Origin of the sequence: Sphingomonas colocasiae (assembly GCF_019880585.1) — a bacterium.
In the GTDB taxonomy this organism is placed as follows: domain Bacteria; phylum Pseudomonadota; class Alphaproteobacteria; order Sphingomonadales; family Sphingomonadaceae; genus Sphingobium_A; species Sphingobium_A colocasiae.
Genome location: NZ_JAINVV010000002.1, coordinates 45,446 through 59,190, shown reverse-complemented (window position 1 = coordinate 59,190; position 13,745 = coordinate 45,446). Strand labels below are relative to the sequence as shown.

11 protein-coding genes are annotated in these 13,745 nt (G+C 65.4%); 5 read left to right on the top strand and 6 right to left on the bottom strand.

Features of this window, described 5'->3' with window-relative positions; translation table 11 throughout:
• Positions 1-21: 21 nt before the first annotated feature.
• The 3 genes from K7G82_RS03455 to K7G82_RS03445 are packed head-to-tail and all read right to left on the bottom strand — an operon-like array spanning position 22 to position 4,093.
• A complete protein-coding gene (locus tag K7G82_RS03455; protein WP_222988448.1) occupies positions 22-2,190 on the bottom strand; it encodes an RNA degradosome polyphosphate kinase in 2,169 nt (722 codons plus the stop codon).
• Positions 2,191-2,199: 9 nt separating this feature from the next.
• Complete coding sequence (locus tag K7G82_RS03450; protein WP_222988516.1) at positions 2,200-2,820, bottom strand: P-loop NTPase family protein; 621 nt, start codon at positions 2,818-2,820, stop codon at positions 2,200-2,202.
• Between the two features lie 10 nt (positions 2,821-2,830).
• A complete protein-coding gene (locus tag K7G82_RS03445) occupies positions 2,831-4,093 on the bottom strand; it encodes a heavy-metal-associated domain-containing protein (RefSeq protein ID WP_222988447.1) in 1,263 nt (420 codons plus the stop codon).
• 114 nt (positions 4,094-4,207) lie between these two features.
• Here K7G82_RS03445 and purM point away from each other — a divergent pair, with 114 nt between their 5' ends.
• A complete protein-coding gene (purM, locus tag K7G82_RS03440; protein ID WP_222988446.1) occupies positions 4,208-5,299 on the top strand; it encodes a phosphoribosylformylglycinamidine cyclo-ligase in 1,092 nt (363 codons plus the stop codon).
• Complete coding sequence (purN, locus tag K7G82_RS03435; protein ID WP_222988445.1) at positions 5,292-6,254, top strand: phosphoribosylglycinamide formyltransferase; 963 nt, start codon at positions 5,292-5,294, stop codon at positions 6,252-6,254. Before purM ends, purN begins: the two co-directional genes overlap by 8 nt.
• A gap of 59 nt (positions 6,255-6,313) precedes the next feature.
• Here purN and ndk read toward each other — a convergent pair whose 3' ends face one another.
• From ndk to K7G82_RS03420, 3 genes are all read right to left on the bottom strand, one after another.
• Positions 6,314-6,736: a nucleoside-diphosphate kinase gene (ndk, locus tag K7G82_RS03430; RefSeq protein WP_222988444.1), complete on the bottom strand. Its 423-nt coding sequence runs from the start codon at positions 6,734-6,736 to the stop codon at positions 6,314-6,316.
• A gap of 91 nt (positions 6,737-6,827) precedes the next feature.
• A complete protein-coding gene (locus K7G82_RS03425) occupies positions 6,828-7,268 on the bottom strand; it encodes a DNA polymerase III subunit chi (protein WP_222988443.1) in 441 nt (146 codons plus the stop codon).
• Positions 7,268-8,743, bottom strand: a complete 1,476-nt coding sequence (locus K7G82_RS03420; RefSeq protein ID WP_222988512.1) for a leucyl aminopeptidase — start codon at positions 8,741-8,743, stop codon at positions 7,268-7,270. The genes K7G82_RS03425 and K7G82_RS03420 overlap by 1 nt, the downstream gene beginning before the upstream one ends.
• Positions 8,744-9,042: 299 nt before the next feature.
• Here K7G82_RS03420 and K7G82_RS03415 point away from each other — a divergent pair, with 299 nt between their 5' ends.
• The 3 genes from K7G82_RS03415 (at position 9,043) to pdxA (ending at position 13,736) form a co-directional block, all read left to right on the top strand.
• Positions 9,043-11,307, top strand: coding sequence for an LPS-assembly protein LptD (locus K7G82_RS03415; protein WP_222988442.1), 2,265 nt, complete (start codon positions 9,043-9,045; stop codon positions 11,305-11,307).
• 61 nt (positions 11,308-11,368) lie between these two features.
• A complete protein-coding gene (locus tag K7G82_RS03410; protein ID WP_222988441.1) occupies positions 11,369-12,730 on the top strand; it encodes a peptidylprolyl isomerase in 1,362 nt (453 codons plus the stop codon).
• Between the two features lie 13 nt (positions 12,731-12,743).
• On the top strand, positions 12,744-13,736 hold the full coding sequence (gene pdxA / locus K7G82_RS03405; RefSeq protein WP_222988440.1) for a 4-hydroxythreonine-4-phosphate dehydrogenase PdxA: 993 nt from the start codon (positions 12,744-12,746) through the stop codon (positions 13,734-13,736).
• Positions 13,737-13,745 lie beyond the last annotated feature (9 nt).

Genomic DNA, 13,745 nt, shown 5'->3' with positions numbered 1-13,745 from the left:
ATCGACAAAAAAGTGCGGCTATTACCGCCGGCGTCGGAGGCTGAGCTTGGGCACCGCATCGCTGTTGTGCAGCGATGCGCCACGGCCCGAAAGCGAGGGGTTCGTCATGAAATAGCGATGAAGGTTGAACGGCCGGTCGTCGGGAATGATGCGGTCGTAATCGCCATCGGCGTTCAGTTCCCAGCTCTGCTCATTGTCGAGCAGGTTGGCGAGCATCACCTGATCGAGCACCTGATCGTGAACGGTGCGGTTCTCAATGGGCAGCATATATTCGACGCGCCGGTCGAAATTGCGCGGCATCCAGTCGGCCGAGGAGATATAAACCTTCGCGCCGTCATTGGGCAGCGCCTTGCCGTTGCCGAACGCCCAGATGCGGCTGTGCTCCAGGAAGCGCCCGATCACCGATTTCACGCGGATATTCTCGGACATGCCGGGAACGCCCGGGCGCAGGCAGCATATGCCGCGCACGATCAGGTCGATCTCGACGCCCGCATTGCTGGCTTCGTACAGCTTCTCGATGATGTCGGGATCGACGAGCGAATTCATTTTCGCCCAGAGCGCGCCGGGCCGGCCGGCGCGGACGTGATCGATCTCCGCGTCGATCAGCGCGCAGAGCGACGAGCGGAGGTTCTTGGGCGACATCGTCACCACCTCCAGCCCCGGCGGATCCACATAGCCGGTGATGTAATTGAAGATCTGCGCGGCGTCGCGGCCGACGCGCGGATCTGCGGTGAAGAAGCTGAGATCGGTGTAGATGCGCGCGGTGACGGGGTGGTAATTGCCCGTCCCGAAATGGCAGTAGGTGCGATAGGTGCCGGCCTCGCGCCGGACGACCATCGAGATCTTGGCGTGGGTCTTCCAGTCGATGAAGCCATAGACCACCTGCACGCCGGCGCGTTCGAGCTGCGCCGCCCAGAGCAGATTCTGCTCCTCGTCGAAACGCGCCTTCAGCTCGACCACGGCGGTGACGGACTTGCCCGCTTCCGCCGCGTCGATGAGCGCGCGGATCACCGCCGATTGCTTGCCCGCGCGATAGAGCGTCTGCTTGATCGCCACCACGTCGGGATCGTCCGCCGCCTGCTTCAGGAAGGCGAGCACGACATCGAACGTCTCGTAAGGGTGGTGGATGACGATGTCCTTGTCGCGGATCGCCGCGAAGCAATCGCCGCCGTGCTCGCGAATCCGCTCGGGAAAACGCGGCGCATAAGCGGTGAACTTCAGATCGGGCCGATCCTCGTCGACCAGTTGCTCCAGTTCGCCGATACCCAGGAATCCCGCGGTTTCGGTGATCAGGGCATCCTCGCCGCCCAGTTCCTGCTTCACCAGCTTCTCGACGTCGGGCGTCATGCCGCTTTCGAGCTTGAGGCGGATCACCCTGCCCCGCCGGCGGCGCTTGATGGCGCTGCGGAAATAGCGGACGAGATCCTCCGCTTCTTCCTCGATCTCGATATCGCTGTCGCGGATGATACGGAACGCGCCCGAACCGACGACATCATAGCCGGGGAAAAGCTGCCCCGCCGAATGGCGGATCACCGTTTCGAGCGAGACGTAGCAGGCCGTATCGCCGCCCGGTACGCGAACGAAGCGAGGCACCGCCGCCGGCAGCATCAGCAGTTCCCGAATCGATTCGCCATCGGAACGGCGCTTGAGATCGAAGACGACGCTCAGCCCCTTGTTCGGAATGAACGGAAAGGGATGCGCCGGATCGAGCGCCTGCGGAGTCAGGATCGGGAAAATCTGCTCGCGGAAATGGACGGCGAGCCAGTCGGAAACCGCGCCATCGATCTCGTCGACGCCGAGCACGCGAATGCCCGCCTGGCGCAGTTCGCCCCGGATCTCGCGCCAGATCGCCTGTTGTTCGGCCATCAGTCGATCCGCCTGGCGCGCGATTTCGGCGAGCTGCTGCGAAATCGTCATGCCATCGGCCGAGCGTTGCTCGACCGCCTGAAGCTGCTGTCCCTTCAGCCCGGCGACGCGAACCATGAAGAATTCGTCGAGATTGTTGCCCGAGATCGACAGGAAGCGCAGCCGTTCGAGCAAGGGATGCGCCCGGTTCGTCGCCTCTTCCAGCACACGGCGGTTGAAAGCGAGCCAGCTCAGTTCCCGGTTGAAATAGCGCGCGCCGGGCTGAACCGGCACATCGGGTTCGTCGTCGTTGCCAAAGGGAATGGGGGCGGGTCTGCTGCTCATGCCCGCAGCCTAACCGCTGGAATGTGACTCGTCGATGACTCCCATCTCCGCCAGCACCTGCCGTGCGAGCGTGATATTGATGCGGCGACGGCGGGCGAGCGCCGCCTGATCGATCAGATCGACGAAGCGGAGCACCGCGATAAAGCTGCGCTCGATCCGCGCCACCACGAACGCACGGAACTCGGGCGTGGTCACGATGCCGCGCGTGCCAAGCTGCTTTTCGATCAGCATGTCAATCAGCCCGTCGTCCGGATCCTCCAGGCGGATGATCGGCGTCGCCGCCAGCCTGGAGCGCAGATCGGCCAGACGGGGACGCCAGTCGCCCGGTGTCCGGTCGGTGACGATCAGCAATGGCTTCCGGATCTCCTGCGCGGCGTTCCAGGCATGGAAGATCCTTTCCTCGGACTGTTCCTCGGCATTGTCGATCAATGTGCCCTTGGATTTCAGCGCGAAGATGCGCCCAAGCAGGCTGCGGCCGGACTTGCGCGGCCCGGTCAGCACCGTCGCCCAGACCGGCCAGGTCCCGACATGCTCCAGATGGCGGACGGCCGCGGCATTGGACGCACTGACAAGGAAATCGGCATCGGTCTCGTCCGCCGGCCAGTCGAGCGGAAGAGCGATCTGGCTCACATGCAGGCCTTCATTGGCGTGCCGTGACCTGATCTTCGGGCGGCGGCGTCGCCGTGGCGCGGCGGATGCGCAGCACCCCGCCCCCTTCGTCGACGCGCCAGCCGCGTGCGGCGAGCGCCGTGCGCAGCGTCGCGATGTCGCCGGCATAGACCACGCGCATCACCGAGATGCCGCCAAGCGCCAGGCTGGTGGTCGATGCGCTCGACACGCCGGGAACGGCGCGGAGCGCACCTTCGGCACGCGTGACCGAGCCGACATCGGGCGTATCGAACTGGATCGTGACGTTGAGTGCGCCGGTCGGAACCGACAGGTCCGTCGCGGCACCAGCGGCATCCTCCGTCGGCAACGCCTCTTCGAGCGCGCTCGCATCCACGGGTTCCTCGATGATCAGTGTCGGATCCGGCCGGAGCATGCCGAACGCCTGCGCACGCGAATAAGCCTGATCGAGCCGGCGCACGCCTTCGTCGAGCATCTTCTCGAGCGCCGCCGAATTCTCGGCGCGCAAGGTGAACTGGTCGAGAATGCGGCTGTCGGGCCCGAACGCGGCGGTGAAACGGCCGATCACGGGGCCGCCGGGCCATTGGCGCTCCAGCTTCACCGTGGGAATCAGCACGTCCGCCGCGCCATATTGATCGAGCAGCAGCCGCCACCAATTGCGGTTGCGCCGTCCTGACTGTGCGACGTTGAGCAGCAGCGGATCGGCGCCGGTGCCCGTCGCGCGGACATAATCGATCGGGCCGGATCCGGTGCGGAACCGCGCCCAGGCCTTTTGCCATTCGGTGCGGTGCTCGAAGCTTTCGGGACGCCCGCCCGACCATTGCACGGGAATGACCAGCATCGGCAGCGAGCGCGCGACACCGCCGCTCACGCCGAGGATCTGACCGGCGCGCGCGCGATCGAACAACACGCCCAGCCGCGCGATATAACGGTTCGAGCTGATCTGCTCGTCCTCGACGACGATGCTCGACACCATCGAATCGAGCGTCCCGTCGGGCAGCGCCGGCGCGCCGGTGCCGGGATGATATTTCACCCAGAGTTCGCGCCAGGCCTTGCGCTGCGCCAGCCGCCAGCCGCCGAGTCGCGCGGCATCGGCGGTCTTGGCGTAGACATCGACCGTCACGCCCGGAACCTCCAGGCTGCCGCTGGTGTCGATGGGAATCACGCCGCGGTCGCCGCTCTCGATCTGCGCGAATACCGCCGCCGCGAGCCCGGCCAGCATGAGTAGCGCGAGGAGCAGCGGCAAGGGCTGATAAATGCGATTGGCGAGCGTCACGGCGCTCTTTTGGCGAGTTGAGGAACGAAATCCAAGTGGGATGGGATCGGTTTCGCAAATTCTTCGGTAAAAACCGGTTCCCACTTGCCCATGAAAATGCTGTAGGCGCGGCCCATGACCGATGAATCCTATACCTACGCCAAGGCAGGCGTTTCGATCGCCGCCGGCAATGCCCTCGTCAAAGCGATCGGTCCGCTCGCGCGATCGACACGCCGGCCCGGCGCCGACGCCGATCTTGGCGGCTTCGGCGGCTTTTTCGATCCCAAGGCGGCGGGTTACCGCGATCCGCTGCTGGTCGCGGCGAACGACGGTGTCGGCACCAAGCTAAAGCTTGCGATCGACAGCAGCCGGCATGACGGAGTCGGCGTCGATCTTGTCGCGATGTGCGCGAACGACCTGATCGTCCAGGGCGCTGAGCCGCTGTTCTTTCTCGATTATTATGCCTGCGGCCGGCTGGAAAGCGGCGTCGCCGAAACCGTGATCGCCTCGATCGCCGAAGGGTGCCGCCAGGCGGGCTGCGCGCTGATCGGCGGCGAGACCGCCGAAATGCCGGGCATGTATGCCGATGGCGATTATGACCTGGCCGGTTTCTGCGTCGGCGCGGTCGAGCGCGGCGAGGCCTTGACCGGCGACCGTGTCGCGGCGGGCCAGATTTTGCTGGGGCTCGCATCGTCCGGCGTACATTCCAACGGCTTCTCGCTGGTGCGCAGGCTGGCGGCGGACAAGGGCTGGAAGCTCGACCGCCCTGCCCTGTTCGACCACGAAACGCTGCTGATCGACGCGCTGATGGCGCCGACTCGTATCTATGTGCGTTCGCTGCTGCCCCAGATTCGCGCCGGCCGGATCGCCGCGCTCGCACATATCACCGGCGGCGGCCTGCTCGAGAATATCCCGCGCGTGTTGCCCGAGGGGCTGCACGCGCATGTCGATGTCGATGCCTGGGCGCAGCCGCGATTGATGGCGTTCCTGCAGGCGCAGGGCAATATCGAGCCAGAGGAAATGGCCCGCACCTTCAATTGCGGCGTCGGCATGGTCCTGGCCGTGGATGAAGCCGATGTGGCCGAATTGACCGAAGCGCTCGAAGAGGCCGGCGAAACCGTGCTGCGGATCGGCCGAATCGAGGCTGGCGAGCGTGGCTGCACCGTATCCGGCAGCGCCGAGACCTGGAGCGCGCGTGCCGACTGGACCGCGACTCACCATGGCTAAGGCGCGGATCGGCGTCCTGATTTCCGGGCGCGGATCGAACATGGCGGCGCTGGTCTATGCGGCGAAGCGCGCCGATTGCCCGTTCGAGATCGTGCTGGTCGCCGCCAACGATCCCGAGGCCGGCGGACTTGCGCTGGCCGAAGCCGAGGGCATCGCGACCTGGGCGCAGAGTCACAAGGGCATGAAGCGAGCGGAGTTCGATGCGCTGGTCGACGCCCAGCTTCGTGCCGCGCGCGTCGATTATGTGGCGCTGGCCGGCTATATGCGACTGCTGTCGCCAGAATTCGTTACGCGCTGGGCGGGGCGGATGCTCAACATCCACCCGTCGCTGCTGCCCAAATACAAGGGCCTCGACACGCACGAACGCGCGATCGAAGCGGGCGATCGAGTGACGGGCTGTTCGGTCCATGTCGTGACCGCCGAACTCGACGACGGCCCCGTGCTGGGCCAGACCGAAGTCGCGATCGTTGCCGGCGATACGCCCGACACGCTTGCCGGACGCGTGCTGATCGCCGAGCATCAGCTCTATTCGCGCGTGCTGGCCGATTTCGTGGCGCGCGAAACCACGCCCGAATGGATCGTCGCCAAGGTCGGCGAACTCGCGCTCGCGCTCCCCGAAACCGATGCACGCACCTCTCACGGTTCGCCGGGCTGGCGCGTGGGCGGCGACAAATCGGGCAAATTCTTCGCCTATGTCTCGATCCACCATCATGGCGAGGAGGCGATCGCGCTGCTCGTCAAGACGAGCGGACAGGACGAAATGGCGGCGCTGATCGAAGCCGAGCCCGATCTCTATTATCGTCCGGCCTATTATGGCGCGGCCGGCTGGATCGCGATCCGGCTCGATACCGGCGATACCGACTGGGACCATGTCGCCGAATGGCTGGACAAGAGCTGGCGCGCCGTCGCGCCCAAGCGGCTCACCAAATTGATGGATATCGCCGCGAGCTTCTGAACGAAAAAGGGCCGCCGGATGATCCGGCGGCCCTTCTTGCGTGTCCTCTGATTGAAGGATCAGCCGACGATTTCTTCGGGCTTGAAGAAATAGGCGATCTCGATCGCGGCATTCTCGTCGCTGTCAGAACCATGGACCGAATTGGCTTCGATCGACTCGGCCAGTTCCTTGCGGATCGTGCCGGGCTCGGCGTTCTCGGGGTTGGTGGCGCCCATGATGTCGCGGTTGCGCTGGACAGCATTCTCGCCCTCGAGCACCTGAACCACGACCGGGCCGGAGACCATGAAGCTGACCAGATCGTTGAAGAAGGGGCGTTCCTTGTGGACCGCGTAGAAACCCTCGGCCTGCTCCTGGGTCATCTGGATGCGCTTCGAAGCGACGACGCGCAGGCCGGCCTCCTCGAGCATCTTGGTGACCGCACCGGTCAGGTTGCGGCGGGTTGCGTCGGGTTTGATGATCGAAAAGGTGCGATTTGCGGCCATGGCCGTCACAGCTCCAATAGTCTGTAGGGTGGGAATGCGCGCCCCTTAGCCGCGAGCGCGCACAACCGCAAGCGCAGCCCTTGCACTCGATCTACGCCATCCGGCTCCATTTGCCGGCCTCATCCTGCACCCAATAGCGCCGCTCGACCCCGTCGCGGCCATTGAGCCCGCGCCAGGCCGCGCGCGCCGCATCGACCGATTCGGTATCGAAGAAGTGAAAAACGCGGTCGAATCCCAGAGCCTCGTCACGCCATGCCCCATCGGCCAGCGCGACATTCCGCGCCGCATTGGCGGCATCGACCGCACCCGAGATCAGGATCGGCTGGGCCGCATCATCATCCATGCCGGCACGCGCATGCGGCAGGAAGGACTCGGGCCGCGCCGTCCATAGCGCGGCGTCGATCCGGTTCTGCTGCGCCTCGTCCGCGGTCACCACCAGCAGGCGTGCGGCCGAATCGATCAGGCGCTGCGCGATCGCGGGCAGCACCTGTTCGACCGGCCGTCCACCGAGCTGGTAGAAATCGACCTGCATCAGCCTTCGAGCACTTCCGCGACGAAGCGGTCAAGCAGGCGCACGCCATAGCCGGTCGCACCCTTCTCCCAGGTCGGGCCGGCCTTGTCGGCCCACACCATGCCGGCGATGTCGAGATGCGCCCATTTGACACCGTCATCGACGAAGCGCTGGATGAACTGTGCCGCGGTGATCGATCCGGCGCCACGCGGGCCGACATTCTTCATGTCCGCGATAGGCGAGTCGATCAGCTTGTTGTAGGCATCGCCGAGCGGGAAGCGCCACAGCGGATCGCCCGCTGCCTTGCCCGCCGCGATCAGCTGATCGGCGAGACCATCGTCGTTCGCGAAGATGCCGCCATGCTCGTTGCCGAGCGAGATGATCATCGCCCCGGTCAGCGTGGCGAGATCGACGATCGTCCTGGGCGCATATTTGCTCTGCACCCAGGTGATGGCGTCGCACAATACCAGCCGGCCCTCGGCATCGGTATTGATCACCTCGATGGTCTGGCCCGACATCGAGGTGACGACGTCGCCCGGCCGCTGCGCCAGTCCGTCGGGCATATTCTCAACCAGCCCGCACACGCCGACGACATGCGCCTTGGCCTTGCGCAGCGCCAGCGCCTTCATCGCGCCCGCGACGGCCCCTGCACCGCCCATGTCCCATTTCATGTCTTCCATGCCCGCGGCGGGCTTGATCGAGATGCCGCCGGTGTCGAAGGTCACGCCCTTGCCCACGAATGCGGTCGGCTCTTTCTGTGCACCGTTCGTCCCGTCCCAGCGCAGGACCAGCAGTTGCGGCGCGCGCGCCGAGCCCTGCGCCACGCCCAGCAACGCACCCATGCCCAGCTTTTCCATGGCGGCGCGGTCGAGCACGTCGATCTCGACACCCAGATCGGCGAGATGCCGGCAGCGTTCGACGAAGCTTTCCGGATAGATGATGTTCGCGGGTTCCGACACCAGCGTACGCGTGAAGGCCACGCCCTCGGCCACCGCTTCCTGCGTGGCCCAGGCCGCTTCGGCGCCATCCGCCGCACCGACGATCACGACCTCGCCCAGCGTCGGCTTCGACTTTTCGGGCAGCCGCGTCCGGTACACGTCGTGGCGCCAGCTCCTGAGCACGGTGCCGAGCGCCAATGCCGCCGCATCCGACGCGCGCGACACGCTGCCCGACAGATCGACGACGAGTCGCGTTTCACCCGAGGTCAGCAGACGCGCCGCCAGCGCACCGCCGGCGCGCTCCCATGCGACGCTGTCGTCACGATCACCCAGCCCGAACAGCACGACGCGGCGGGCGCCCTGCCCCTCCGTCACCACCAGTTCGGCGGTCGCGCCGGCTTCCCCGTCGAAACGGGCGGCGGCAGCCGCCGCCTTGGCAAGCGCCACGCCCGCCGCATCGAGCCCCGGCAGAGCCGCCGGGAAATCGGCACCCTTGCGAATGGGGAGAGCCAGCGCGTGATCACCTTCGGGCTGGGCGGTGGCGAAACGGATGCGGATGGACATAGGGGCCTTTCGCTGAGGAACGATGATATGAAACGAAGTGCCTGTTAGGCCAGTCCGCCGCCGCTGGCAAAAGGCGAAGTGGCCGCACGGGGCGGCCCCGGTTGCAGCGGGCTTCGTCCGGTGCGATATGCGGCACCCTGTCGCCGGATTGTGGAGCCCAAGTGACGCGTAAGAGCCCGTTTGGAAATGCGCCTTTGGCGCATTGCTGCACCAGCCCACTCCCCCACCCGGCCTCCCAACGGCAGTATAGTCTGGGAGGCCGGGTGGGGGAGTGGGCTGGTGCAGCCTTGGAAATGTGCTCTTCCGCACATTTCCAAACCGGCGCCAAGTTCTTCCTGCTCTCGGCGACTTTGCCGTGCGCCTTGCTGGCTTCTCCGGCGAGCGCGCAGGATCTCAAGCCGCGACCGGTTTCCCCGCCACCATTGCCTGCCGCGGGCCAGACACCTGCCAATGACGAGGAGGTCACCTTCACGGCCGGCAATCTGGAATATGATTCCAACACGCAGATCGTGACCGCGAGCGGCGACGTGCGCATGTTCCGCGAAGGCAACCGGCTGCGTGCGGACAAGATCGTCTGGAATCGCGAGACCGGCAAGGTCGTGGCCGAAGGCAATGTCGCCGTGGTCAATCCGGGCGGCGACACCGCCTATGGCGACAAGGTGGACCTGACCGACACGCTGCGCGACGGCGTCGTCGAGAATCTGCTGGTGGTGCTGGACGAGGGCGGCCGGCTGGCCGCGGTCAAGGGATCGCGCAGCGGCGACATCTACACGCTCGACCGGGCGGCCTATTCCCCCTGCCCGATCACCGATGCCGAGGGCTGCCCGCGCGAACCGACCTGGAAGATCACCGCGGTCAACGTCACCTATGATGCCGGGCGCAAGCGCGTCCGCTACAAGGGCGCGCGGCTGGAACTGTTCGGCATGCCGCTCATTCCGCTGCCCGGCCTTACCCACAGCGTCGGCGATCAACCCTCGTCGGGCATTCTCGTGCCCGACATCCGATACGACCGGGTCAACGGCTTCGAGGTCGCGCTGCCCTATTATATGCGACTGGCCTCCGACCGCGATCTGACGCTGACCCCGCATGTCTATACCAACGCGCTGCCGATGATGGAGGCGCAGTTCCGCGCGCTCACCGATCTCGGCGCCTTTCAGATCACCGGATACGGCACATATGGGCGGCGCCAACCCATCCTGCCTGCCGTACCCGGAACCGCAGGGCAGAAGGACTTTCGCGGTTATCTCGACGTCAGCGGCAAGCTGCAATTCGATCCTTACTGGAGCCTGACCGGATCGGGACGACTGGCGAGCGACAAGACCTTCCTGCGGCGCTACGATATCACGCGCGAGGATCGACTGCGGTCGACGATCAACCTCGAACGCATCGATACCGACAGCTATTTCTCGATCGCCGGCTGGGCGACGCAGACCTTGCGCGCGGGCGGCGTACAGGGCCAGCAGCCGATCGCATTGCCCGTGATCGATTATCGCCAGCGGTTCCGCGAGGGGGTGCTGGGCGGGACCTTCGAGATCCAGGGCAACACGCTGTTCCTGACGCGCACCGCCGGCCAGGATACGCAACGCGCCTTTGCAAGCGCGCGCTGGGACCTCCGCAAGCTGACTCCTCTGGGCCAGGAGGTGACCTTCACCGCCTATGCGCGCAGCGACGCCTATCATACCGATGAAGTCCTCAGGACGGTGACGCCCGCCTATCGCGGCGATCCCGGCTGGTCGTTCCGGTCGGTCGCGTCGTTCGCGGTCGACGTCAAATGGCCGTTTGTCGGCGAAGCGTTCGGGGGCACCCAGCGGCTGACCCCGCGCGTGCAGTTCGTCGCCTCCCCCGTCGAAGGCAATCTCGCCATTCCCAACGAGGATGCGCGCGCCGTTGATCTGGAGGACAGCAACCTCTTCGCGATCAACCGTTTTCCGGGCTACGATCGCTATGAGGACGGCACACGTGTCACCTATGGCGTCGAATGGTCGCTCGACCGTCCGGGGCTTTCGATCAATACGATCGTCGGCCAGAGCTACCGCCTTTCAGCGCGCCCCGGCCTGTTTCCGGACGGCACGGGCCTGACCAATCGTACCTCCGATATCGTCGGGCGCACCACCGTCCGCTTCAAGCGTTTCGTCAGCCTGACGCATCGCTATCGGCTCGACAAGGACAGCCTGGCGATCCGTCGCAACGAGATCGACGCCACGATCGGCGGCCGCAACACCTATGCGATGATCGGCTATCTGCGACTCGACCGGAATATCGGCCCGCAGCTCGAGGATCTGCGCGATCGCGAGGAAATCCGGCTGGGCGGCCGCGTCCAGCTCGCCAAATACTGGTCGGTCTTCGGATCCACGACGATCGACCTGACGGGCGCGCGCGAAGACCCGCTGACCACAGCGGACGGATATGAGCCCGTCCGCCACCGTCTCGGCCTGTCCTATGAGGACGATTGCCTGGAACTCGGGGTGACGTGGCGGCGCGATTATGCGAACACCGGAGACGCGCGTCGCGGTAACACCTATCTGTTGCGGGTAGCTTTCAAGCAATTGGGCCTGTAAGCCCTAGTTCATGCGTCCATCTTTATGGACGTTGGCGGGATTCTTTGGAGATAGCCACAGGATGATGGCAGGTTTTTCCGGCATTGGGCGCATTGCGCGAGCCGGCCTTTTGCTTTCGGGCACGATCGCCACTGGCGTCGCCGTCGCCCAAACGGTGCGTGATGACGCGAGCGTGCCCAGCGCGCCGCTCAACGTGCCCGCAAATCCGCAATTCTTCGGAAAGACCGAGCCGAACGTCTACAAGGCGACCGCGCGCGTGAACGGCGAGGTCATCACCGCGACCGATGTCGACCAGCGGCTGGCGCTGGTGCTGCTCGCCAACCAGGGATCGAAGATTCCCGACGAGGAGAAGCAGCGGCTGCGCGTTCAGGTGCTGCGCAACCTGATCGACGAAACGCTCCAGATCCAGGAAGCCAAGGCGGCCGAGGTCGAAGTGAAGGCCGAGGAAGTGAATCAGCGCTATGCGGGGGTCGCGCAGAACTTCAAGCGCACACCCCAGCAGATGAGCGAATTCCTCAAGTCGAACGGCTCCTCGGAACGCTCGATCAAGCGCCAGATCGAAGGCGAACTGGCCTGGAATCGCGTGCTGGGTCGCAAGATCACGCCCTTCGTCAACGTCGCGCAGGAAGAGGTTCAGTCGATCATCGACCGGCTCAATGCCACCAAGGGCAGCGCCGAATATCATATGGGTGAGATTTATCTCTCCAGCACGCCTGAAACGCTCAACGAAACCGCGGCCAATGCGCAGCGGATCATGGAGCAGATCCAGCAGGGCGGCTCCTTTGCCGCCTATGCACGACAATTCTCCGAAGCCTCCACCGCCGCCGTCGGCGGCGATCTCGGCTGGCTTCGCGCCGAACAGCTGCCCGGGCCGCTGGCCGAGGCGTCGCAGCGCATGACGGTGGGGCAGGTCGCCGGGCCGATCCAGGTGCCTGGCGGCATCTCGATCCTCGTCAAGATCGACCAGCGCCAGGTGCTGACTGCCGACCCGCGCGATGCGGTGATGAGCCTGAAACAGGTCGCGATCAGCTTCCCCAAGGGCTCCACTCAAGCCCAGGCGACGCCGCAGGTCGAGAAATTCGCCGCCGCAACGCGCACGATCAGCGGTTGCGGCACGGTGCAGGCGACTGCGGCGCAGTTCGGCGCAGAAGTGGTCGACAATGATCAGGTGAAGGTTCGCGATCTTCCGCCGCAGCTTCAGGACATTCTGCTCAAGCTCCAGATCGGTCAGGCGACACCGCCATTCGGCTCGCTCGAGGAAGGCGTGCGCGTGCTGGTGCTGTGCGGACGCGATGATCCGCAGGTCGCGGGTGGCCCTTCGTTCGACGCGATCATGGCCCAACTCGAGGAAGAACGGATCAATCGGCGCGCGCGGCGCTATCTGCGCGATCTGAGGCGCGACGCGGTCGTCGATTATCAGTGAGGGGCGCGGCGGCGTGACCCCTCTCGCAATCTCGCTTGGCGATCCGGCAGGAATAGGCCCCGAAATCGCGGCCAAGGCCTGGGCCGAGCGCCAAGTATACGGTCTGCATCCCTTTTTCGTCGTCGGCGATGCACGTTCGGTGTGTGCGGTGTGGGACGGGCCGATCGAACGGATCAGCGACCCGGCGGAATCCGTCGCGGCGTTCGATCGCGGCCTGCCGCTGCTCAATATCGAGGACGGCGGAACGATCACCCCGGGCGTTCCCGATGTCGAAGGCGCCCGCTGCTCGCTCGATTCGCTCGAACTCGCATCCGGGCTCGCACGATCGGGGGCCGCCGGCGGACTGGTGACCGGCCCGGTTTCGAAGGCGCAACTCTACGCTATCGGCTTCACCCATCCAGGGCAGACGGAGTTCGTCGCCGAACGCTGCGGCATCGCCAAGGAAAATGCAGTGATGCTGCTGGCCGGACCGACGCTGAAGGTCGTGCCGATCACCACCCATCTGCCGCTGCGCGCGGTATCCGACCTCCTGTCGATCGACCTGATCGTGACGCGATCGGTCGCGACGGCCAAGGGGCTGGCCCGCAATTTCGGTATCGCAAGCCCGCGCCTCGCCTTTGCCGGCTTCAATCCGCATGCCGGGGAAAACGGCGCACTGGGCCGCGAGGAGATCGATATCCTGATCCCCGCGATCGAGCGATTGCGCGAATTGGGGATCGACGCACAGGGGCCGCTGGCCGCGGATACGATGTTCCATCCGCGCGCGCGCGCCGAATACGACGTCGCCATGTGCCTGTATCACGATCAGGCGTTGATCCCGCTCAAGACGCTGCATTTCGACGAGGGCGTCAACATGACGCTCGGCCTGCCCTTCGTCCGCACCTCGCCCGATCACGGCACCGCGTTCGCGATCGCCGGCAAGGACAAGGCCGAACCCGGCGCGATGATCGCGGCCATTAGGATGGCGGCGGAAGCGATGCGCCACCGCGAAGTCTCTTCCTTGTGACGGACCGGG